This is a genomic window from Thioalkalivibrio sp. K90mix, assembly GCF_000025545.1.
Lineage (GTDB): Bacteria > Pseudomonadota > Gammaproteobacteria > Ectothiorhodospirales > Ectothiorhodospiraceae > Thioalkalivibrio.
Genome location: NC_013889.1, coordinates 444679 through 465389 on the forward strand (window position 1 = coordinate 444679; position 20711 = coordinate 465389).

Here is a 20711-nt window from a genome sequence, read left to right on the forward strand (position 1 = left end):
TTTGACCTACCCTCCCGATATGAGCCCTTTGTGGAGGGTGTGACAGGCCGGACGATTCAAAATAGTAACGGGGACGCTAACTGTCTGAGCGAAGCCGAAGGCGCAGCGAGTTTCAGCGCCGCCGGCCTGGCGCGTCCGGAGCAAGGTTCCCGGGCGAATCCCGGGCGTGTTTCTTGGGTACTTCTTTGCACGAGCAAAGAAGCCCGTTTTTGATTAAGAACTGGCGCGGCGCGCTGGCGAGACAGCGCAGGCAGGCGGCCGGACGAAGCCATCGTAAACACCAGATGACGAACCGAGCCTAGCCAGAAGAGGCGGCGGGGCCAGGCACTACAGGGCGTCGAGGACTTCCGAGAGGCGGGAGACCGCGACCACTTCCATGCCCTTGATGGGCTTGCGTGGCGCGTTGGCCGCCGGCGCGATCGCCCGGGTATAGCCGTGCTTGGCCGCCTCGCGCAGGCGCTCCTCGCCGTTCGGCACAGGCCGGATCTCGCCGGCCAGCCCGACCTCGCCAAAGGCCAGCATCTCCTGCGGCAGCGGCCGGTCGCGAAAGCTCGACAGGGCGGCGGCCAGCATCGGCAGGTCGGCGGCCGTCTCGGTGACGCGCACGCCGCCGACCACGTTAATGAAAACGTCCTGGTCGAACAGGGCCACGCCCCCGTGGCGGTGCAGGACGGCCAGCAGCATGGTCAGGCGGTTCTGTTCCAGGCCGACGGTGATGCGCCGTGGCTGCGGGGCATGGCTCTCGGAGACCAGGGCCTGTACCTCCACCAGCAGTGGTCGGGTGCCCTCGCGGGTGACCATTACCACGCTGCCGGGCACCGGGCCCTGGTGGCGCGAGAGGAAGATCGCGGAGGGGTTGGAGACTGCCTTCAGGCCGTTCTCCAGCATGGCGAACACGCCCAGCTCGTTGACCGCGCCAAAGCGGTTCTTCACCGCGCGCAGCATGCGGTAGCGCCCGTCCGGGTCGCCCTCGAAATAGAGCACGGTATCGACCATGTGCTCCAGCACGCGCGGGCCGGCGAGCTGGCCGTCCTTGGTCACATGGCCGACCAGGATCACGGTGATGCCACGCTGTTTGGCCAGGCGTACGAGTGCCGCGGCGCTCTCGCGCACCTGGCCGACCGAGCCGGGCGCGGACTGCAGCGCGGCGGTATAGAGCGTCTGGATGGAGTCGATCACCAGCACGCGCGGGCGTTCGCGTTCGCAGGTGGCGATCACGTTTTCCACCTGCGTCTCGGTCAAAAGGCGCAGTCCGTCGACCTCGAGCCCGAGGCGGCGCGCGCGCATGCTGATCTGCTGGGCGGATTCCTCGCCGGTCACATAGAGCGTGTCGCCGACCGGCAGCATGGCCAGGGTCTGCAGCAGCAGGGTGGACTTGCCGATCCCCGGATCGCCGCCCAGCAGCACGACCGATCCGTGTACCAGCCCGCCGCCCAGGGCACGGTCCAGTTCCGACAAGCCGGTGCCGGTGCGCGGGACCTCGCCGGCCTCCACTTCGCCCAGCCGGGTGATGCCGGCGACCTCGCCGGCGTAGCCGCCACGTGGGCCGGCCTGGGTGGCCGGTACGGCCTCCTCCAGGGTGTTCCAGGCGCCGCAGTCGCCGCACTGGCCGGCCCACTTGGGGCTCACCGCGCCGCATTCCCGGCAGACGTACTGGGTCTTCGCCTTCGCCATCAGGCTTCCTTGTTGTCCGGGCTTGTCGGTAGATCAGGGGCGACCACGCGCACCGTGCGGATGGTGTTGTTCTTGATCTGCACGATGTCCATCACCACGTCATTGATGCGCACGCTTACTGGCGCCTCGGGAATGCTCTCAAGGTATTCCACGATCAGTCCGCTGAGGGTCTTGGGGCCATCCACCGGGAGCTCCAGGCCCAGCGAGCGGTTGAGCTCGCGCAGGTGGATGCCGCCATCGACCATCGCCGAGCCGTCCTCCTGGCGCAGCACGTCGTCGCTCATGGCCGGGGAGTCGGTGGTGAACTCTCCGACAATCTCCTCCAGCAGGTCTTCCAGCGTGATCAGTCCCTCGATGTCGCCATACTCGTCCACCACCAGGCCGATCCGCTTTTTCTGCTGCTGGAAGTTGATCAGCTGGCGGTTCAGCGCCGTGCCTTCGGGGATGAAGTAGGGCGGGGTCAGGATCTGGCGCAGGTCTTCGGCATCGAAGTCATCGCGCTCGATCAGCGGGATCACGTCGCGCCGGTGCAGGAAGCCGACGATATGGTCCAGTTCGCCCTCGACCACCGGCAGGCGGGTGAAGCTGCCGTGTACCAGCTGCTCGACGACCTCGTTCCAGGGTTCGTTCAGATCCAGGACCACGATCTCGTTGCGCGGGATCATGATGTCCTCGACCGTCGTGCGCTCCAGATCCAGCAGATTCAGCAGCATGCGCTGATGGTTGGCCGGGATCAGCGCGCCGGCCTCGGAGACCACGCTGCGCAGCTCGTCGGTATTCAGGGCCGAGCGCTGGCCGGGCTTCATGTGTACCCCGAACAGGCGCAATACGCCATTGGCCATCACGTTGATCATCCAGACCACCGGCCACATCACCTTCAGCAGGCCGGTATAGACCCAGGCCGCCGGGTAGGCGACACGTTCGCTGTGCAGGGCCGCGAGGGTCTTGGGGGCTGTCTCGGCGAAGATCAGCAGGGTGAGCGTAAGAACGCCGGTAGCAATGGCCACGCCGGTATCGCCGAATAGTCGCCAGCCGATAAAGGTGGCGATTTGCGCGATCAGGATATTGACGAAATTGTTGCCCAGCAGGATCAGGCCAATCAGGCGGTCCGGCCGCTCCAGCAGCCGGGCGGCGAGTGCAGCGCCCCGGTGTCCAGTCTGCGCGCGGTGGCGCATGCGGTAGCGGTTCAGTGCCATCAGCGCGGTCTCCGAACCGGAGAAAAACGCCGACAGCAGGAACAGAACGATCAGGGCGCCGAACAGAAAGGAGAGCGGGATCTCTTGCAAGGGGCGGCCTGCGGGTCAGGGATGGGGTGGTCGCCCCGTGAAGGGCGTCTGGGTCATTTCAGGCAAGCGCCGCCGGGGTGTCAAGCCGGCCGGCCGGGAGTGCCATCAGACACGCCCGAGGATGACTTCCAGCACCAGCTTGGAGCCAAAGTAGGCCAGCACCAGCACCACGAAGCCGCCAGTAGTCCATGCAAGGGCGCGCGTCCCGCGCCAGCCCAGGCGCCAGCGCCCGAGCAGCAGGATGGAGAAGATCACCCAGGCCAGCAGCGACAGGATGGTCTTGTGTACCAGATGCTGGGCGAACAGGTCGTCGACGAAGATCAGGCCGGAGAGCAGGCTGAGCCCAAGGAACAGCCAGCCGATGAAGATCATGCGGAACAACCAGACCTCCATCGAGAACAGCGGCGGCAGGTAGCGCACGATCCCCGAGGTGTGATGGTTGTGCAGTGCGCGGTGCTGGGCAGCCATGACTGCGGCTTGGGCCGTGGACAGCGCGAGGAAGGCCCATCCGAGCGCCGAGAACAGGATATGCACGTCGATCCCGGCCGAGGTTGCGTAGCGGGTACCGTCTTCGCACAGCAGTGCGCCAAGGGCGGCCAGCGCAGTCAGCGGCAGGATCATCACGCCCAGTACGGCCAGCGGGTGGCGCAGGGCGGTCAGCCACAACAGCGCAGCCACCAGCCACAGCGACGCGGACAGGGCATTGCCCAGGCACAGGTTCAGCCCGGCCTCGGTTACGACCAGCGGGATCAGTGCCGCCAGGTGCACGATCAGGGCCGCCAGCCAGAGCACCAGGGGCGCGCGGGGCTGCCCGGCGGCCAGGGGCTGGGTGCGGGTGGCGACGATCAGGTATCCCGTGGTGGCGAGATACAGCGCTACGGCAAGCAATCCGGCAACGGTGGTCATGGGCGGCGATTATCCCCGCTCCCGATCCTGAATGCACATTCGGGGCGGCAATCCCGGAACACGACTGGGGCCGTGCAGGCCGGGTGGCGAGGCCGCTATACTGTACGGTCTTTCCCGGCACGGGCCGGGCCAGAACGAGCGAGACGAGGACAGACGATGTTCGACGGCCTTTCCAGCCGCCTCCAGGAGACCATGAAGCGCCTGAAAGGCCAGGCGCGGCTCACCGAGGACAATATTCAGGACGCCCTGCGCGAGGTGCGCATGGCACTGCTGGAGGCCGATGTGGCCCTGCCGGTGGTGCGCGAGTTCGTCAAGGACGTCAAGGAAAAGGCGCTGGGCCAGGAGGTCATTGGGAGCCTCACCCCGGGGCAGGCCCTGATCAAGGTCGTCCATGACGAGCTGGTCGCGACGATGGGCGGGGAGAACGCCGCGCTGAATCTGGCGGTCCAGCCGCCGGCCGTGGTGCTGGTGGCCGGTCTGCAGGGCGCGGGCAAGACCACCAGTATCGGCAAGCTCGCGCGCCTGTTGCGCGAGCGCGAGAAGAAGAAGGTCGCGGTGGTCAGCTGCGACGTCTATCGGCCGGCGGCGATCCAGCAGCTGGAGACCCTGGCCGGGCAGGTCGAGGTCACGTTCTATCCCAGCGATACCAGCCAGAAGCCCGAGGCGATCGCGAGCGAGGCCGTTGCCCGGGCGCGCCGCGATGGTACCGAGGTGCTGCTGGTGGATACCGCCGGGCGGCTGCATGTCGACGAAGACATGATGGCCGAGGTGAAGGCCCTGCATCAGGCGATCGACCCGATCGAGACCCTGTTTGTGGTCGACTCCATGACCGGCCAGGACGCGGCGAACACCGCGCGCGCTTTTGGCGAGGCCCTGCCGCTGACGGGGGTGGTGCTCACCAAGGCTGACGGTGACGCCCGCGGCGGCGCTGCGCTGTCGGTGCGCCAGATCACGGGGGTGCCGATCAAGTTCATCGGCATGGGCGAGCGCCCGGATGCGCTGGAGCCGTTCCACCCCGAACGTATCGCCTCGCGCATCCTCGGCAAGGGCGATGTCCTGTCGCTGGTCGAGGAGGCCAGCCGCCAGGTCGACCAGGACAAGGCCGCCAAGCTCACGCGCAAGCTGAAGAAGGGGCGCGGCTTTGACCTGAACGACCTGCGCGAACAGCTCGGTCAGATGCAGAAGATGGGCGGGATCAGCTCGATGCTGGAAAAGCTGCCCGGCGGCGGCAAGCTGCCGGACGCGGTGAAGAACCAGGCCAACGACAAGGAGATCGGTCGCATGATGGCGGTGATTTCGTCGATGACCGAGCACGAGCGTCGCCACCCGGACATCATCAAGGGTTCGCGCAAGCGCCGGATTGCCGCCGGGTCCGGCACCCAGATCCAGGATGTGAACCGCCTGCTCAAGCAGCACGCGCAGATGAGCAAGGCGATGAAAAAATTCTCCAAGGGTGGCGCATCGAAGATGATGCGCGCCCTGGGTGGAAAATTGGGCGGCATGGGTGGAATGGGTGGCCCCGGTGGGGGCATGCCGTTCCGCTAGCCGGAGGACGCTACCGGCCTCGGCACCTTGTGCTGGCGGCGGGATTCGTTATAATCGCGCGTTTTCTCGAGAAAACGGACTCAAACGGGGTTCAACAGAACATATGGTTACGATTCGCCTGCTTCGCCGCGGCGCCAAAAAGCGCCCGTTCTACTCGATCGTCGTCACCGATTCGCGCAAGCGTCGGGACAGCGGCTACAAGGAACAGATCGGCTTCTTCAACCCGGTCGCCCGCGGTCAGGAAGAGCCGCTGCGCATTGACCTGGAACGCGTGGACTACTGGCTGGGCCACGGTGCTGGCATGTCCGAGCGCGTGAACCACCTGGTCAAGGGCTACCGCAAGCAGCAAGCCGCGGCCTGAGGCCGTCGGCTCGCTGATTACGCGTAGTCCGAACCCCGGTGATGAACGAGGCGGGTGAACGCATCCGCGTCGGACGCGTCTCCGGGGTGTACGGCGTGAAGGGCTGGGTGCGGATCTTTTCCGAGACCGAGCCACGCGCCGCGATTGCCGACTTCCCCCATTTGTGGCTGCGTGCCGGCGCCGACTGGCGGCTGGTGGAGGTCGAAGCGGGCCGGGCCCACGGGCACGGCGTCGTGATGAAATTTGCCGAGACCGCCGATCGCGAGGCGGCCTACGGCCTGATGGGCGCCGAACTGGCGATCGAACGCGACTGGCTCCCGCCCGCCGAGGACGGCGAGTACTACTGGGCCGACCTGCTGGGTATGAAGGTCGAGCACCAGGACGGGACCGCGCTGGGGCGCATCTCCGGATTCATGGAGACGGGCGCCAACGATGTGCTGGTCGTGCGCGGCGATCGCGAACGACTGATCCCCTGGGTGCGGGGCCAGTACATCCTGGATGTGGACCTGGAGGGCCGGCGGTTGCGGGTCGACTGGGATCCGGAATTCTGAGGCGGACGATGCGCTTCGATATCGTCACGCTGTTTCCGGAACTGGTAACGGCGGTGGGCGAGTCCGGGGTGACCGGGCGGGCGGTGCAGCAGGGACGGCTCGCACTGGAGACCTGGAACCCGCGTGACTGGGGGGCCGGTTTCCATCAGGCGGTGGATGACCGCCCCTATGGCGGTGGTCCCGGCATGGTCATGCAGTATGGGCCGCTGGCGTCCGCGCTGGAGGCGGCGCGAGCCGACGCGACGGCGCCCCTGCACGTGATCGCCCTGACCCCCCAGGGGCGGCCGATCCGGCAGGCGATGTTGCGGGAGCTGGTCAGGAAGCCGCGGGTGGCACTGGTGTGCGGCCGCTACGAGGGCATCGACGAGCGCTTCATCGAGGCGCAGGTCGACGAGGAATGGTCGCTGGGCGACTATGTCCTGTCCGGTGGCGAGCTGGGCGCGATGGTAGTCATCGATGCCTGTGCGCGCCTGCTCCCGGGTGTGCTCGGGCACGCGGATTCCGCCGGGCAGGACTCGTTCAGCGAGGGCCTGCTCGACTGCCCGCACTACACGCGGCCAGAGGTTGTGGCTGGGCGCGCGGTACCGCAGGTTTTGCTGGGTGGCGACCATGGCGCGATCCGGCGCTGGCGGCGGCGCGAGGCGCTGGGGCGCACTTGGGAACGGCGGCCGGACGTGCTGGCGCGCGAAGAACTTGGGGTCGAGGATCTGGCCCTGTTGGACGAATACCGTGTGGAACGCCGGAAGGGCGGTCCGCACACCGAAAGCGATGATTGAGGTCGAACAATGAACAGCGTGATTCAGGAACTGGAAGCCGAACAGATGAAGTCCGACGTGCCGGACTTTGGTCCGGGCGACACCCTGGTGGTGCAGGTGAAGGTGCGCGAAGGCGAGCGCGAGCGCCTGCAGGCCTTCGAGGGCGTGGTGATCGGCAAGCGCAGCCGTGGCCTCAACTCGGCGTTCACCCTGCGCAAGGTCTCCTACGGCAATGGCGTGGAGCGGACCTTCCAGACGCACAGCCCGCAGATTGCCGAGATCAAGGTGAAGCGCCGCGGCAAGGTCCGTCGCTCCAAGCTGTACTTCCTGCGGGATCGCACTGGCAAGGCCGCGCGCATCAAGGAAGACATCAAGGCGAACCGGAACGGCGCCTGATGACCAGGGTGGCCGCGCAGCTCCGCTCGCGCCCACCCGGTTTTCCGTTGTCGGCCGACTTGGCCATGCGAAGCCAGCGCTGTCTCCTGCCGGGAGTCGCGCTGGCTTTTGTGTGGCTGGAGTCCGGGCAGGGGGATCTGCTGGCCTGTGGCTGGCAGCGCCCCGACGATCCACTCGATTTGTCCCCGCTGCGGGATATCCCGACCGCTGACCGGTCCCCTCCTGCCTTCGACCCTGCAGACTACGCCCGCGATCCGACCAAGTGGCGGGCAACGCCAGCGGTACCGCCGGGGACGGAGCACGCACGCCGGGTCTGGGCCGCGCTCTCGGCCATCCCCGTCGGCGAGGTGCGGACCTACGCGCAGATTGCCTCGCAGATCGGCTCGGCCCCGCGCGCGGTGGGCCAAGCCTGCCGCACCAACCCCTGGCCGTTGTTCATCCCCTGTCATCGCGTGGTGTCCGCGCGTCACCGCGGTACGCGCGACATTGGTGGCTACGCGGGCGACCAGGATGGCCCGTTGGCCGAAGTGAAACGCGCCCTGCTCGTTCACGAAGGTGTGCCCCAGCTCGGCTAGCGCTTCCCACTCCAGTTACTGGCAGCGTGCCCTTCGTGCGCGGCGCGGTTTTCTTCCTAGTTCAATGGCTTGCCAGGCACCTCGTCTGGCCTGGCCAGGGTCGGTGAGACGATACCCCCGAAAATTCCATCACCCGGCGGAATAGAATTCGCGTATGCTGCGTCTGCCAGACGGTGCTGGGCTCCGAGAATCCTTGAAAAACAGACTGTTAGAAAAAGCTAATATAGCTTTTTGTGTTGACAGCACGGACCCCGGTTCAGCACTCTGCTACACAGGTCCGGGCCGCTCCGGTCACGGACCGTATCGAAAAAACCGTGTGATGGAGGTTTCCATGTTCAAGAAAGCATTGCTTGCGTTGCCCGTAGCAATGGCGGTCGGGGTTGCGGGTACCGCGGCCCAAGCGGATGAATGGCAGGATCCGAACGACGTCCTGCAGATGCTGCTCGAGGCGCAGCCCGACTCGAAGTACCTGCATCAGAGTGAAATGAACATCATGATGATGCCGGACAACCCCGCCCTGTGGCTGCTGGATGACGGCGAGCGCCTGTTCCACGAAGAGCGCGGCCCGAATAACGCATCGCTCGAAAGCTGCGACTTCGGCAAGGGCGAGGGCGTGCTGGAAGGTGCCTACGTCGAACTGCCGCGGTACTTCGACGACGTCGGCAAGGTCATGGACTTCGAGCAGCGCCTCGTGCACTGCATGAAGGAAATCCAGGGCTTTACCAGCGACGATTCCGCTGTCTCCCAGCGTCATGGTTCCGGCTCGGACATCATGCGTCTGACGACTTATATCGCGCACCAGTCGTCCGGCTATGCCTGGAATCCGCCGCTGGACCACCCGGAAGAGCAGGCGATGCGTGACGCGGGCGAGAAGCTCTTCTTCCGCCGTGGCGGCGCGATGGACTTCAACTGCGCGGCTTGCCATGGCGATTCGGGCAAGCAGATCCGTGCGTCCGTGCTGCCGGAAATGCGTAACTCGCAGGAGTGGACCAAGGCGGTTTCCTGGCCGGCCCACCGCGCTGGACAGGATAACGTCCGCAGCCAGAACCACCGTATCCGTGGTTGCGTATGGCAGATGCGTCATGCCGGTATCCTGCCGGATACCCCGGTGAACACCGCGCTGATCTCCTACTGGAATGACGCGGCGCGTGGCGAACCGGCCATCCTGCCCGACCTGAAGCGGTAACTACGGACGCAATAGGAGACATCAAGTATGTTTAATAAAAACACTGTTGCGGCCGGTGTAGCCGCATTTGCATCCGTCGCCCTGGCTGCCGGCTGTGCCGTCGCCGATGGCAACAAGGCGGATGACGTGGATATCACGGCCATGAGTGCCGAGGAGCTGGCTGAGCATCTCATCTTCGAGACCAACAGCTGGCGTGATCAGGAGATGCAGGAAGGCGGTACCTGGCGCGACCGTATGACCCAGGACGAGATCCAGAAGGCCTGCTCGTTCGACTCCACCCGCAATGATCTGGACGGTGAAACTGCCGGTCGGGTTGTAGCACTCGCCCGCGAGCAGTACGAAGCGCCGGAAGGCGACATCGAGCTGGGTGACTGGCGCAGGGGCGCCGAGCTGGCGGATTCCGGCTTCGGCTACCGCATCGGCCACAACAACGATGATCACGGCACCCGCGAGCAGGGTGGCAACTGCTACAACTGCCACGTGATGGATTCGAGCGTTTCGGTACAGGGCACCATTGGCCCGAACCTCGAAAACTACGGTGCGCAGCGTGGCGACAGCCAGGAGATCCGTCAGTACGTGCATCAGGTGATCTCCAACCCGCACCAGTATTTCCCCTGCACGCAGATGCCGCGTTTCCAGGGGCTGCTGACCGAAGAGCAGATCAGCCACATCATGGCCTACCTGCTCGACCCGGAGTCCCCGGTTAACAACCGGTAGTCGTCTTGCACGACAGCTGCTCGGCCCCATCGGGGCCGGTGCAGCAAGGCAGTAGAACGGGTTGTCGCGCCAGGCGCGCGGCAACCCGCTTCCTTACAAATTTCTGCGGTTGGGTGTTTGCTCGGCTTTTTTGCGAGCGTGTCCGCCGGGCCGCACAGATGGGCTGAACAGGGGAACCGATGGGCCGCAGGACTGATGCGGCATGGGCTACGAAAGCCATCGGTCGTGACGGACGTGAGGGGAGGCTCAGGGATGTTCAATAAAAAAATTCTGACTGCCGCTGTAGTGGTTTCGGCATCGGCGGCGCTGGCGGGTTGCGACCAGTTCTTTCAGGACGCCTCGGATCGCGAGGTCGATATCACCCAGATGAGCCCCGAGGAACTGGCCGAGCACCTGGTGCTCGAGACCGACAGCTACCGCCTGGACCAGGAGGTTCAGGAAGGGGGTACCGGCCGGGAACGGATGCAGCAGGACGAGATCCAGGCGCTGTGCTCGCTCGAAGGGTCCCCGGACAGTGAAACCGCAGGCCAGGTCGTCGCAGCCGCGCGCGCGGCGTACGAACGCCCCGATGGCGGTGTGGAACTGGGCGACTGGCGCCGCGGCGCCGAGCTGGCCCGTTCCGGTTATGGCTATCGTGTCGGGCACAACAACGACGATCACGGCACCCGCGAGCCGGGGGCGAACTGCTACGCCTGTCACCAGATGGATCCGGCGGAAACCACCTACGGGACGATTGGCCCGAGTCTTGCCAACTACGGTCGCGAGCGCGGTACCGACGAGTCAGTACTGAACTATGTCCATGAGGTCGTCAGTAACCCGCACCAGTATTTCCCTTGCACCTACATGCCGCGATTCGGGCGCAACTTCCTGACCGAGGAGCAGATCAGCCACGTTATGGCCTATCTGCTGGATCCCGAATCGCCGGTGAATCAGTAAACCGTTCACACGGTCGCGGGCGGGTCTGAGAGGGCCGGCCCCCTTGGACCACCGCGGGCTGCCCGCGGTGGTTTTTTTGTTTGCAGGGGCCGGGTGCTGGCCACGGCTAGAGGACGTCGCGCGGAGCCTGCGGGCTTGAAAATGCGAACGCTGCCCCCAAGGTGCGTGCTGTAGAACCCATCCAAGCGCACGAGAGGAACGTACAGGACCATGACGGACACGCAGACCGCATCGGCCGCCGAGGCCCATACCGAGACCCGCCGCTTCGAGACCGAGGTCAGTCAGCTGTTGCAGCTGATGATCCACTCGCTGTATTCCAACCGCGAGATCTTCCTGCGGGAACTGATCTCCAACGGCGCCGATGCCTGCGACAAGCTGCGCTTCGAGGCGCTGGCCCAGCCCGACGCGATCCCGCAGCCGGCCGAGCTGGCGATCGACGTCGAGGTGGACAAGGAGGCCCGCACCGTCACCGTGCGTGATAATGGCATCGGCATGTCGCGCGACGAGGTCATCGAGCACATCGGCACCATCGCGCGTTCCGGCACGAAGGCCTTCCTCGAGAAGTTGACCGGAGACCAGAAAAAGGACTCGCAGCTGATCGGCCAGTTCGGCGTCGGGTTCTATTCCTCGTTCATCGTGGCCGACCACGTCCGCCTCGAGACCCGTCGAGCGGGGACGTCCGAGGCCAGCGGCACCCGCTGGGAGTCGCGCGGCGACGGCGAGTACAGCCTGAGCGACTGCGTGCGCCCCGAGGCGGGTACCGAGATCACGCTGACGCTGAAAGAGGACGCCGACGAGTTCCTCGAGCTCTTCCGTCTGCGTCACATCATCAGCCGCTATTCCGACCACCTGGCGTTCCCGATCCGCATGCGCAAGATGGATGACGACGGCAAGCCCACCGACGAGTGGGAGACCGTCAACCGTGCCAGCGCGCTGTGGACCCGGCCGAAGAGCGAGATCAGCGACGACGAATACCGTGAGTTCTACAAGCACGTCGCGCACGACTTCGAGGATCCGGCCGCCTGGACCCACAACCATGTCGAGGGGCGCCAGGAGTACACCACGCTGTTCTACATCCCGAAGCGCGCCCCGTTCGACCTGTGGGACCGCGACGCGCGCCACGGCGTCAAGCTCTACGTGAAGCGCGTGTTCATCATGGACGACGCCGAGAAACTGTTGCCCAGCTACCTGCGTTTCGTGCGCGGGGTGGTGGACTCGGCCGATCTGCCGCTGAACGTCTCGCGCGAGATCCTGCAGGACAACCGGCTGGTGGATTCGATCCGCTCGGGCTCGGTCAAGAAGATCCTCGGCCTGCTCGAGACGATCGCCAGAAACGAGCCGGAGAAATACGCCGAGATCTGGCAGAACTTCGGTCGCGTGCTGAAGGAGGGCCCGGGCGAGGACTACGCGAACCGCGAACAGATCGCGGGCCTGCTGCGCTTCGCCAGCACACATAACAGTGATGACACCCAGAACGTCTCGTTGGCCGACTACATCGGCCGGATGAAAGACGGGCAGGACGCGGTCTACGTGATCACCGCGGACAACGCCAGCGCGGCGCGCAACAGCCCGCACCTGGAGATCTTCCGCAAGCACGGTATCGAGGTGCTGCTGCTGTCCGACCGGGTCGACGAATGGCTGCTGTCGCACCTGCGCGAGTTCGACGGCAAGCCGATCAAGAATGTCGCCAAGGGCGACCTCGACCTGGACAAGATCATTGGCGAAGACGCGGCGAAAAAGGATGCCGCGGACGACAGCGCGAAGGCCGACGAGGACCTGGGCGATCTGCCGGAGCGCATCCAGGCCGCGCTGGGCGAGCGCGTCGACTCGGTACGCGCCTCGAAGCGCCTGGTCGCTTCACCGGCCTGCATCGTGCTCGGCGAGCACGAGATGGCGCTGTACCTGCAGGAACTGCTGAAGCAAGCCGGACAGGAGACTTTCTCCAGCAAGCCGGTGCTCGAGATCAATCCGAAGCACCCGCTGGTCGAGCGTCTGCGCACCGCCGAAGGGGACGACTTCGACGATCTGGCATCGCTGCTGTTTGACCAGTCACTGCTGGCCGAAGGGGGACAGCTTGAAGACCCCTCCGGCTTCGTCTCGCGCCTGAACCGCCTGCTGCTGCAAAAGGCCTGACGGCCAAGCCGGGGAGGGTCCGCCCCTCCCTGGAATCCGTCCCGGAAGCGGGTGGACCTGACGTCGCGGGGGTACGCGCGTTACCCTATGCGGCTCATATATCGAGAGGGCCAAGCCCATGCAAGTTGCACAAAACGCCGTGGTGTCCATCCACTACACCCTGACCAACGACGCTGGCGAGACCATCGACAGCTCCGAGGGCCGCGAGCCGCTCGCCTATCTGCACGGGAACGGCCAGCTGGTCCCGGGTCTCGAGCGCGAGCTTGAGGGCAAGGCCGCCGGTGACAAGGTTCAGGCCAAGGTTGCCCCCGCCGAGGGTTACGGCGAGAAAATCGACGCCATGGTGCAGGAGATCCCGCTGGAGGCCTTCCAGGGCGTGGATTCCGTGCAGCCGGGCATGCAGTTCCAGGCCGAGACTCAGAATGGTCCGCTGACCGTGACCGTGACCAAGGTCGAGGGCGACACCGCGACCGTGGACGGCAATCACCCGTTGGCCGGCGAAAACCTCAACTTCGACGTCGAGGTGGTCGAGGTCCGCGAGGCCTCCGCCGAGGAGCTGGAGCACGGCCACGCCCACGGCGTCGGCGGTCACCAGCACTGAGTTTGTTGCCAGGGCCTCGAAGGACGCGCATACATCGCGTTTCCTGGCCTGCCAAGCGCTTTATTGAGGCCCCGCGAATGCGGGGCTTTTTTCGTCTGGGTGCGCGGGGTGGCAGTGCGGTGCACTCCTCCAGCATGCGAAACCCTTCCAATCGCTAATGGTGTTGAAAACCATTCTCAGTCATCGTATCGTCTGCCTCGACAGTCAGGTAGGTCGAGGAAGGTGATGATCGTCTGTATCTGCAAATCGGTTCGCGAGCGCGATATCCGGGAATTGATCGACTCCAGCCAGGAAGGCCTGCGTATGCGGGATCTTCGTGATCGACTGGGTGTGAGTTCCGAATGTGGCAAGTGCGCTCGTCGAGCCAATTGCCTGCTGAAGGGGTGCTCCCGTGATACCGCCGTGAATGTGCTGCAGGTGTCGGGAGCGCGGACGCCCCCGGAGCCTGTCGGGCGACCCGACCCCGCCGTGGCCATGTAAGTCCATCATTCGCTTTATCGTATTGTAGTGGGGCGCGGTGGCGGGTCCGCCGCGCCCATTTTTTGCCCATACCGTCGCCTGCCATGGGCCATCGTGCTACGTCCGTTGCCAGGCGTTGCTTGCATGGGGCGGTGTGCATTTTCAGAACGCTCGGAGCTTAGCGATGAATTTCGATCAATGGATTCCATCGGAGCGCCTGGCCGGCTTTCTCGACGCGGGTGGGCCCGTCGTCCTGATCCTGCTGGGGGCCTCGGTGGTCGCACTGGCCTTTGTGCTGGTCAAGCTGTGGCAGTTGTGGCGCATGAGGGTCACCGATGTGCGTCCGGCGGATGAAGCGCTGAACCGCTTCCACCGCGGGGATATCCAGGGTGCGATCCAGTGTGCCGAGGCCACCCCCAATCCCGCCGCGCGGGCGGTGGCGCGGGGCATCCGGGGCCTGCAGGCCGGCGCGTCGGAGTCCATCGTGCGGGAGGAGGTCGTGCGCTACGGTAACGCGACCATCCAGTCCCTGCGTCAGGGGCTGCGGCCACTCGAAGTGATCGGCGCGCTGGCGCCTTTGCTGGGCCTGCTGGGTACCGTGATGGGGATGATCCGCGCCTTCCGAGCGATGGAAGAGGCCGGAAGTCAGGTGGACCCGGCGGTCCTGTCCGGTGGTATCTGGGAGGCCCTGCTGACGACCGCCGTCGGGCTGGCGGTCGCGATCCCGGTCGTGGCGGCACTCAACTGGCTGGAGACGCGGGTGGAGCGGGTCGCGCACCGCATGGATGATGCCGTGACCCGCCTGTTCACCGGGGGGCAGTACGCGGCCGTACCCCTGACCGCCGAGAGCCCGGTCCAACCGAGGCCTTGCGAGGCTGACGAGGCAAACTCGCCTGGGGGCGCTCTGCCCCGAACGGCCGATGCTGGACACTAGCCGCCCGCGCCGACGCAATCTGATCAGCCTCACTCCGCTGATCGATGTCGTCTTCATCCTGCTCGTGTTCTTCATGCTCGCCTCGAGCTTCCTTGAGTGGCGCGCGGTGCAACTCGAGGCGCCGGCCGAGGCCGGTGGGGCCGGCTCGATGGAAGGCGCCATGCTGGTCGAGATCCGGTCGGACGGGCTGCGGCTGGCGGGAGAGATGCTGTCGGAGGGCGACCTGCACGACCGTATCAGCGCGCGCGTGCGCGAAGAAGCGGACACGCGGGTCCTGGTGATGCCGGCCCCGGGGGTCAGCATGCAGGACACCGTCAACGTGCTGGAGGGACTCGCAGATGTTGGGGCGCGCAATCTTTCGGTAATCCGGCAGGCACAGCCATGATCGGACAGCGTCGCCACTTTCAGGTTGCCCATCGCCCGCGCAACGACGACGAGAGCATCCTGCCGCTGATCAACATTGTTTTCCTGTTGTTGATCTTCTTTATGGTGGCTGGCCAGTTGAGCGCGATCGATCCGTTCGAGGTCGAACCGGTGGAGTCGGCCGTGGATGGCCAGCCCGGGCCGGACGAGTTCATGGTGATCATCGGGACCGAGGGCCGGCTGGCGGTTAATCAGGATGAAGTCGATCTTGACGAAATGGCCGGCCTGGTACGCGAACACGTCGAGCGTCACGGAGATGCGGCCCGGGTCCGTGTGAAGTCGGATGGACGGGCGGAAGCCGTCGAGGTCGTCGGGGTGCTTGAACGCCTGCGCGAGGCGGGGATCGAGCGCATTGATCTGCTGACAGTACCGGAAGTCTGATGCAGCCGACGTTTCGACACTGGATGGTGGCCATCGTGCTGGCGGTCGCGTTGCACCTGCTGGTGGCGATGGCCTTCCTGCTGCGCGAGCCGCCGGCGGGCGCCGAGGATGCCGGAGTGGGCGGGCTGGAAATCTCCATGGCGGCCGCTGGTGGTGCTCCTCATGCCCAGCAGGCAGAGCCGGCCGAGACTACGGAGGCCGAGCCTGTAGACGACGAGCCCGTGGAGGCGGAGCCTGTCGAAGCGGTCGACGCGGAACCTGCGGAACCGGAACGTCAGCCCGTCGAAGAGGCCGAGGTTGTCGAACCCGAACCCGAACCCGAACCCGAACCCGAACCCGAACCCGAACCCGAACCCGAACCCGAACCCGAACCCGAACCCGAGCCCGAGCCAGAGCCCGAGCCAGAGCCAGAGCCAGAGCCAGAGCCAGAGCCAGAGCCAGAGCCAGAGCCAGAGCCAGAGCCAGAGCCAGAGCCAGACTCCGATGCGGACTCTGTGGAGGCCGCGGATGCCTCCCCGACGGATGAGGACGCCGAAGCGGTCGAGGACGACCCTGGCGACGAGGAAGCCGGTACTCCGGGTGCCGGTGCCACTCCTGCGGACGCTGATGCCGAAGGTGGTGGTGAGCCGGGTGTGGATCCCGATTATCTTGCGGAACTGCAGGCTTGGGTGGAGCAACACAAACGCTATCCGCGCCAGGCCCAGCGCCGCAGAGAAGAGGGCACGGCATCGGTCTGGTTGCGGCTCGATGGAGATGGCAACGTCGTCGACTATCGGATCGAGGAGGGATCCGGCAGCCGGATCCTGGATCGGGCGGTCGAGGAGATGGTCGAGCGCGCCGATCCGTTTCCGGCGCCGAGCGCGATCGATCGAGACGAGTTCGAGATCGTGGTTCCCGTAACGTTTTCCATTCGCTGACCAGGAGTGGAGCACCGTCACGGACACCGGCATGAGGACCGATGACCCGGACCTTGGCGGCAGACCCAGTTGAAAACGAGGACTTACCCATGCATTTACCAGGCAGGAGCATCCGGATACTGATCGCGGGCCTTTTCGTATTCGGCCTTTCGGGAAACGCGGCAGCCGAAGCGGACCCCGAGATCAGTGTCCAACTTAACAAGCTGGAAGCCGACGGTGATGACTGTCGTGCCCATCTGGTACTGGAAAATGCCCTGGGTGAAGCGCTGGAATCATTCCAGCTGGATATGGTGGTTTTCGACAAGGAGGGGGTTATTCAGCGCCGCACCGCAGTCGAACTGGCACCGCTGCGGGAGGGGAGCACTTCCGTGCGGGCCTTCCGGATGCCGGACACGGACTGCGACGGCATCGGGCGAATCCTGATCAACGAGATCGCCGCCTGCGAAGGCCCCGAGGGCGCGATAGAGGGCTGCGTCGATCGGCTGGAGATCGAAAGTCTGGCGGATGTGCCCCTGATTCGTTGAGGCAGGTGCCAGGAGATTACCGTGGCCTGTCCAGCCGGTTTCGCTGCAAATATAGATAATGGTGTTGCAAATCGTTCGCATTACCGATATTGTATCGACGCGTTGAGGGTGCCTTGCATCCGGGCGAAGCCGGGCGGGATAGTGGGGACGGACCCTGGCGGTCCCGGGGTCTCTTTAATCAATCCGGCGTTTGACCCGACCAACCCCAAAATATCTTCTCAGGAGAGTTCTGATGCAAGGCGATAAGGATGTAATTCGTTACCTCAACCAGGCCCTCAAGGGCGAGTTGACCGCGATAAACCAGTATTTCCTCCATTCCCGCATGTTCAAGGACTGGGGGCTGGAGAAACTGGCCGCGGCCGAATATGAAGAATCGATCGACGAGATGAAACACGCGGACGAGCTGATCAACCGCATCCTGTTTCTCGAAGGACTGCCCAACCTGCAGGACCTGGGCACGCTGAGCATTGGCGAGAACACCCGCGAGATCCTGGAAGCGGATCTGGCCCTCGAGCACGCGAGTACCCCTGTCTACCGCGACGCGATTGCCCATTGCGAACAGGTGCGGGATTTCGTGACGCGAGATCTGCTGCAGAAGATCCTGGACAGTGAAGAAAGCCATATCGACTGGCTGGAGACCCAGCTGCAGCTCATCGATCGCATCGGCTTGCAGAACTACGAGCAGAGCCAGGCGAGCTCCGCGTCGTAACCGTTTCAACAAGTTCGACCGTCCTTCAGGGCGGTCGGGGAGGCAATCATGAGTTCCAGCGAAGGCAGGCGTATCCCGGAATCCACTGACGCATCTCCAGTGAGCCTGAGGACGCATGATCACTCTCTCGGTACGCCGAGAGAGGTGGCCTCGAGTGAATTGCTGCGTGATGCCGACCGCCTGTTTATCCGCCACGAAGGGCAGTGTTACACCCTTCGGGTGACTTCCAGCAAGAAATTGATTCTGAACAAGTAAAACGAGCTTTACACCGCCGTCTCGACCGATACGGCCCCGCCAGCCAAGGGACCTTCTCCCTCAGCCAGCCTTCAATCACGACTGCTACGGACGTTTGTCGCCCGTGGCACGACGTCTGCTGTCCGAATAGAGGGAGAAAACTCATGGCTCGAAAGACGAAATGCCGTCAGGTGGGACTTCTGACCACCCCATACACCCGCAATCGTAGGGACTGGCGCCGCCACGCTGTCACGCTTGCGGTTCTGGGGGTTATGGGAGTCCCGGTGGCCCAGGCCCAGGATGCGGAGCCAACGCACTTGGCACCCGTGCAGATCATTGGTGACTCTGTGCATGCCCGGGATCTGGCTGGTTCGGGTGCCGTTGTGGAACCCGAACAGTTGGAACTGGATGGCACGACCGATATCCATCAGGCTCTTAAGACCGTCCCGGGCATGTATGTGCGTGAAGAAGAGGGTTATGGGCTAAGGCCGAACATTGGGGTCCGGGCCGCGCCCCCGGGCCGCAGCAGCAAGGTCACCATCATGGAGGACGGGGTGTTGATGGCGCCAGCGCCATACTCCAACCCGGCGGCGTACTATTTTCCGACCACCAAACGTATCCACTCCATTGAAATTCTCAAGGGTGCGCCGCTGCTACGGCATGGGCCGCAAACAACCGGCGGGGTGGTCAATCTGCTGTCGACTCCGATCCCGACCGAGCGTCAAGGCAGTATCGAGACCGTCGTCGGTGAGCGTGGAGGGCTGGACGTACACGGGACCTGGGGCGACCGCGTGGGGGATTGGAGCTACATGGTCGAAACGGTCCAGCGCCGTAGTGATGGGTTCAAGGATATCGACCGCAGTAACCGGGACAGTGGTTTCCGAGTCGAGGATTATGTCGCGAAGCTTCGGTGGGACGGGGACCGTCAGAGCGTCGAGCTCAAGGCACAGCATTCCGAGGAGGTTTCCAACGAGACCTACCTCGGCTTGACCGATGGCGACTTCTCCCGTGCGCCGAATCGCCGTTACGGGCTGTCCGAGATTGATCAGATGGATGTCGAGCATCAGGGTGCCAGCCTTACGCATGAATTCGACTGGTCGCCCCACGTGCGCCAGACCTCGACGGTCTACCGTAACGATACCGCTCGCAATTGGTTCAAGTTGAGCGGCGATCTGGTGGCGGATGCCAACGAGGGCGATGAACGTGCCTATCGGATCCTTCAGGGAACGGAAGATACCTCGGGTGGCGAGTTGACCTATCGCAACAACAATCGAGAGTACGTCTCCCAGGGAGTGCAAACCGAGTTTGACCTGGCTTTGGGTGATCACTGGATTCGTACGGGAGTGCGTTATCACGAAGACGAAATGGATCGGTTCCAGCCAGACGAACTCTATGACCAGGTTAATGGTTCGTTGGTACGCCAGAGTCGCGTCGAACCGACTGGTAGCAATAACCGTCTCGAGGATGCCAAGGCCTGGAGCCTCTGGATCACCGATGAATGGCGAGTGACGAACCGCCTGCGACTGAATCTCGCGATGCGCTACGAGGATGTGAGGACGTCCCGTGTCCAATATGCCGACCCGGGTCGGAACACCGTGGAAGACCGGCGCTCGAACGCCTACAGCGAATGGTTGCCCGGGGCTTCCATGACGTTCGATGTCAACGACAATTGGCAGCTACTGGCGGGGGTTCATCGCGGTTTCTCGCCTCTGGGTGGTGGATCGAGCGACGGTGAGCAACCCGAGACCAGCATCAACTGGGAGCTTGGAGGGCGTTATCGAACCAATAACCTTTTTGTCGAGGCGATTGGTTTCCATAGCGACTTTACCGACCAGAGAGAGGATTGTTCGGTAGGCTCGCCCTGCTCGGATGGCTCCACTTCCGGCACGTTCACCACCGGTGAAGCGGAGATCTCCGGGCTTGAACTCCAGGCCGGGACGCAATTTGCCATGGGACGTTTTCAAGTGCCGGTGTCGGCCGCCTATACCTATACCCGGGCGCGCATCAGTCGCGACAACCCGGCACAGGGTCTGGAGAAGGGCGATCACCTGCAGGATATCCCGCGCCATCAACTCAACCTGCGCGCGGGCCTGGAGCATCCCAGTGGCTGGGATCACTATGCGGTGCTGAACTACACCGATTCGTCCTGTAGCTCGGTTGGTTGCAATCGCAGTGGATCGTCCTTTGACGAGACGGATTCTTTGATGACGGTTGATCTGACAAGCCGTTATGCACTATCCAGCCAGACCGACATCTTCCTGCGGGCCAGCAACGTTTTCGATGAGCAACGCATCGTGGCACGTTCGCCCTACGGAGCCCGGCCGAACCAACCCCGTACGATTTCCGTCGGTTTGAAACACCGGTTCTGAGCTGCGGCCGCCGAGAACGGGGCGGCTCGGCTCGGATAGATCCCGGCGGGTTGGCCGGTCGGGCCTTGGATCCAGACGCAATAAGGACGAGGTCGTCTGCGCCCCTATTGCCGGCCTTGAGCCTGGAAGCATGGATTGA

Annotated in this window: 23 protein-coding genes; 20 read left to right on the forward strand and 3 right to left on the reverse strand. The window is 64.4% G+C overall.

Annotated elements, in window-relative coordinates:
* Positions 1–327: 327 nt before the first annotated feature.
* From radA to TK90_RS02105, 3 genes are all read right to left on the reverse strand, one after another.
* Positions 328–1674 carry a DNA repair protein RadA gene (gene radA / locus TK90_RS02095; protein WP_012981836.1) on the reverse strand — a complete coding sequence of 449 codons (1347 nt, stop codon included), beginning with the start codon at positions 1672–1674 and terminating at the stop codon, positions 328–330.
* Positions 1674–2960, reverse strand: a complete 1287-nt coding sequence (locus TK90_RS02100) for an HlyC/CorC family transporter (protein ID WP_012981837.1) — start codon at positions 2958–2960, stop codon at positions 1674–1676. Before TK90_RS02100 ends, radA begins: the two co-directional genes overlap by 1 nt.
* Positions 2961–3065: 105 nt before the next feature.
* The gene (locus TK90_RS02105) at positions 3066–3866 is read right to left on the reverse strand and encodes an inner membrane protein YpjD (RefSeq protein ID WP_012981838.1); all 801 of its coding nucleotides are present in this window, start codon (positions 3864–3866) and stop codon (positions 3066–3068) included.
* A 156-nt stretch (positions 3867–4022) separates the two neighbouring features.
* On the opposite strand from TK90_RS02105, the gene ffh reads away from it, so the two are divergent.
* The 20 genes from ffh (at position 4023) to TK90_RS02205 (ending at position 20572) form a co-directional block, all read left to right on the forward strand.
* Positions 4023–5411 (forward strand): signal recognition particle protein, encoded by a 1389-nt coding sequence (ffh, locus tag TK90_RS02110; protein WP_012981839.1) that lies wholly within the window; start codon positions 4023–4025, stop codon positions 5409–5411.
* A gap of 103 nt (positions 5412–5514) precedes the next feature.
* Positions 5515–5772: a 30S ribosomal protein S16 gene (gene rpsP, locus TK90_RS02115; protein WP_012981840.1), complete on the forward strand. Its 258-nt coding sequence runs from the start codon at positions 5515–5517 to the stop codon at positions 5770–5772.
* A 41-nt stretch (positions 5773–5813) separates the two neighbouring features.
* Complete coding sequence (gene rimM / locus TK90_RS02120; RefSeq protein WP_012981841.1) at positions 5814–6323, forward strand: ribosome maturation factor RimM; 510 nt, start codon at positions 5814–5816, stop codon at positions 6321–6323.
* An 8-nt stretch (positions 6324–6331) separates the two neighbouring features.
* Positions 6332–7099, forward strand: coding sequence for a tRNA (guanosine(37)-N1)-methyltransferase TrmD (gene trmD / locus TK90_RS02125; protein ID WP_012981842.1), 768 nt, complete (start codon positions 6332–6334; stop codon positions 7097–7099).
* A gap of 9 nt (positions 7100–7108) precedes the next feature.
* Positions 7109–7474 carry a 50S ribosomal protein L19 gene (gene rplS, locus TK90_RS02130; protein WP_012981843.1) on the forward strand — a complete coding sequence of 122 codons (366 nt, stop codon included), beginning with the start codon at positions 7109–7111 and terminating at the stop codon, positions 7472–7474.
* Positions 7474–8049, forward strand: coding sequence for a methylated-DNA--[protein]-cysteine S-methyltransferase (locus tag TK90_RS02135; protein WP_012981844.1), 576 nt, complete (start codon positions 7474–7476; stop codon positions 8047–8049). Before rplS ends, TK90_RS02135 begins: the two co-directional genes overlap by 1 nt.
* Before the next feature lie 367 nt (positions 8050–8416).
* On the forward strand, positions 8417–9235 hold the full coding sequence (gene soxA / locus TK90_RS02140) for a sulfur oxidation c-type cytochrome SoxA (RefSeq protein ID WP_041444153.1): 819 nt from the start codon (positions 8417–8419) through the stop codon (positions 9233–9235).
* Positions 9236–9262: 27 nt separating this feature from the next.
* Positions 9263–9952, forward strand: coding sequence for a sulfur oxidation c-type cytochrome SoxX (gene soxX, locus TK90_RS02145; RefSeq protein ID WP_012981846.1), 690 nt, complete (start codon positions 9263–9265; stop codon positions 9950–9952).
* A gap of 252 nt (positions 9953–10204) precedes the next feature.
* On the forward strand, positions 10205–10888 hold the full coding sequence (gene soxX, locus TK90_RS02150; protein ID WP_012981847.1) for a sulfur oxidation c-type cytochrome SoxX: 684 nt from the start codon (positions 10205–10207) through the stop codon (positions 10886–10888).
* A 210-nt stretch (positions 10889–11098) separates the two neighbouring features.
* On the forward strand, positions 11099–13021 hold the full coding sequence (gene htpG, locus TK90_RS02155) for a molecular chaperone HtpG (RefSeq protein WP_012981848.1): 1923 nt from the start codon (positions 11099–11101) through the stop codon (positions 13019–13021).
* A 118-nt stretch (positions 13022–13139) separates the two neighbouring features.
* Positions 13140–13622, forward strand: coding sequence for a peptidylprolyl isomerase (locus TK90_RS02160; protein ID WP_012981849.1), 483 nt, complete (start codon positions 13140–13142; stop codon positions 13620–13622).
* Between the two features lie 225 nt (positions 13623–13847).
* Complete coding sequence (locus TK90_RS02165; protein WP_012981850.1) at positions 13848–14102, forward strand: bacterioferritin-associated ferredoxin; 255 nt, start codon at positions 13848–13850, stop codon at positions 14100–14102.
* A gap of 163 nt (positions 14103–14265) precedes the next feature.
* A complete protein-coding gene (locus tag TK90_RS02170; RefSeq protein WP_012981851.1) occupies positions 14266–15015 on the forward strand; it encodes a MotA/TolQ/ExbB proton channel family protein in 750 nt (249 codons plus the stop codon).
* Positions 15002–15400, forward strand: coding sequence for a biopolymer transporter ExbD (locus TK90_RS02175; RefSeq protein WP_012981852.1), 399 nt, complete (start codon positions 15002–15004; stop codon positions 15398–15400). The genes TK90_RS02170 and TK90_RS02175 overlap by 14 nt, the downstream gene beginning before the upstream one ends.
* Positions 15397–15819 carry a biopolymer transporter ExbD gene (locus tag TK90_RS02180; RefSeq protein WP_012981853.1) on the forward strand — a complete coding sequence of 141 codons (423 nt, stop codon included), beginning with the start codon at positions 15397–15399 and terminating at the stop codon, positions 15817–15819. Before TK90_RS02175 ends, TK90_RS02180 begins: the two co-directional genes overlap by 4 nt.
* Positions 15819–16736, forward strand: coding sequence for an energy transducer TonB (locus TK90_RS02185; RefSeq protein WP_012981854.1), 918 nt, complete (start codon positions 15819–15821; stop codon positions 16734–16736). Before TK90_RS02180 ends, TK90_RS02185 begins: the two co-directional genes overlap by 1 nt.
* Before the next feature lie 89 nt (positions 16737–16825).
* Positions 16826–17260, forward strand: a complete 435-nt coding sequence (locus tag TK90_RS02190; protein WP_012981855.1) for a hypothetical protein — start codon at positions 16826–16828, stop codon at positions 17258–17260.
* Between the two features lie 232 nt (positions 17261–17492).
* The gene (bfr, locus tag TK90_RS02195) at positions 17493–17969 is read left to right on the forward strand and encodes a bacterioferritin (protein WP_012981856.1); all 477 of its coding nucleotides are present in this window, start codon (positions 17493–17495) and stop codon (positions 17967–17969) included.
* Between the two features lie 48 nt (positions 17970–18017).
* Positions 18018–18224, forward strand: a complete 207-nt coding sequence (gene hemP, locus TK90_RS02200; protein WP_012981857.1) for a hemin uptake protein HemP — start codon at positions 18018–18020, stop codon at positions 18222–18224.
* Positions 18225–18475: 251 nt separating this feature from the next.
* Entirely contained in the window at positions 18476–20572 is a 2097-nt protein-coding gene (locus TK90_RS02205; protein ID WP_041444156.1) for a TonB-dependent receptor domain-containing protein, read from the forward strand.
* The last annotated feature ends 139 nt before the right edge of the window (positions 20573–20711 follow it).

Excerpts from the sequence above, each read along its gene's own strand:
- radA (WP_012981836.1), bottom strand. The coding sequence starts at position 1,674 with ATGGCGAAGGCGAAGACCCAGTACGTCTGCCGGGAATGCGGCGCGGTG.
- TK90_RS02105 (WP_012981838.1), bottom strand. The coding sequence starts at position 3,866 with ATGACCACCGTTGCCGGATTGCTTGCCGTAGCGCTGTATCTCGCCACC.
- ffh (WP_012981839.1), top strand. The coding sequence starts at position 4,023 with ATGTTCGACGGCCTTTCCAGCCGCCTCCAGGAGACCATGAAGCGCCTG.
- rpsP (WP_012981840.1), top strand. The coding sequence starts at position 5,515 with ATGGTTACGATTCGCCTGCTTCGCCGCGGCGCCAAAAAGCGCCCGTTC.
- rimM (WP_012981841.1), top strand. The coding sequence starts at position 5,814 with ATGAACGAGGCGGGTGAACGCATCCGCGTCGGACGCGTCTCCGGGGTG.
- trmD (WP_012981842.1), top strand. The coding sequence starts at position 6,332 with ATGCGCTTCGATATCGTCACGCTGTTTCCGGAACTGGTAACGGCGGTG.
- rplS (WP_012981843.1), top strand. The coding sequence starts at position 7,109 with ATGAACAGCGTGATTCAGGAACTGGAAGCCGAACAGATGAAGTCCGAC.
- TK90_RS02135 (WP_012981844.1), top strand. The coding sequence starts at position 7,474 with ATGACCAGGGTGGCCGCGCAGCTCCGCTCGCGCCCACCCGGTTTTCCG.
- soxA (WP_041444153.1), top strand. The coding sequence starts at position 8,417 with ATGGCGGTCGGGGTTGCGGGTACCGCGGCCCAAGCGGATGAATGGCAG.
- soxX (WP_012981846.1), top strand. The coding sequence starts at position 9,263 with ATGTTTAATAAAAACACTGTTGCGGCCGGTGTAGCCGCATTTGCATCC.
- soxX (WP_012981847.1), top strand. The coding sequence starts at position 10,205 with ATGTTCAATAAAAAAATTCTGACTGCCGCTGTAGTGGTTTCGGCATCG.
- htpG (WP_012981848.1), top strand. The coding sequence starts at position 11,099 with ATGACGGACACGCAGACCGCATCGGCCGCCGAGGCCCATACCGAGACC.
- TK90_RS02160 (WP_012981849.1), top strand. The coding sequence starts at position 13,140 with ATGCAAGTTGCACAAAACGCCGTGGTGTCCATCCACTACACCCTGACC.
- TK90_RS02165 (WP_012981850.1), top strand. The coding sequence starts at position 13,848 with ATGATCGTCTGTATCTGCAAATCGGTTCGCGAGCGCGATATCCGGGAA.
- TK90_RS02170 (WP_012981851.1), top strand. The coding sequence starts at position 14,266 with ATGAATTTCGATCAATGGATTCCATCGGAGCGCCTGGCCGGCTTTCTC.
- TK90_RS02175 (WP_012981852.1), top strand. The coding sequence starts at position 15,002 with ATGCTGGACACTAGCCGCCCGCGCCGACGCAATCTGATCAGCCTCACT.
- TK90_RS02180 (WP_012981853.1), top strand. The coding sequence starts at position 15,397 with ATGATCGGACAGCGTCGCCACTTTCAGGTTGCCCATCGCCCGCGCAAC.
- TK90_RS02185 (WP_012981854.1), top strand. The coding sequence starts at position 15,819 with ATGCAGCCGACGTTTCGACACTGGATGGTGGCCATCGTGCTGGCGGTC.
- TK90_RS02190 (WP_012981855.1), top strand. The coding sequence starts at position 16,826 with ATGCATTTACCAGGCAGGAGCATCCGGATACTGATCGCGGGCCTTTTC.
- bfr (WP_012981856.1), top strand. The coding sequence starts at position 17,493 with ATGCAAGGCGATAAGGATGTAATTCGTTACCTCAACCAGGCCCTCAAG.
- hemP (WP_012981857.1), top strand. The coding sequence starts at position 18,018 with ATGAGTTCCAGCGAAGGCAGGCGTATCCCGGAATCCACTGACGCATCT.
- TK90_RS02205 (WP_041444156.1), top strand. The coding sequence starts at position 18,476 with ATGGGAGTCCCGGTGGCCCAGGCCCAGGATGCGGAGCCAACGCACTTG.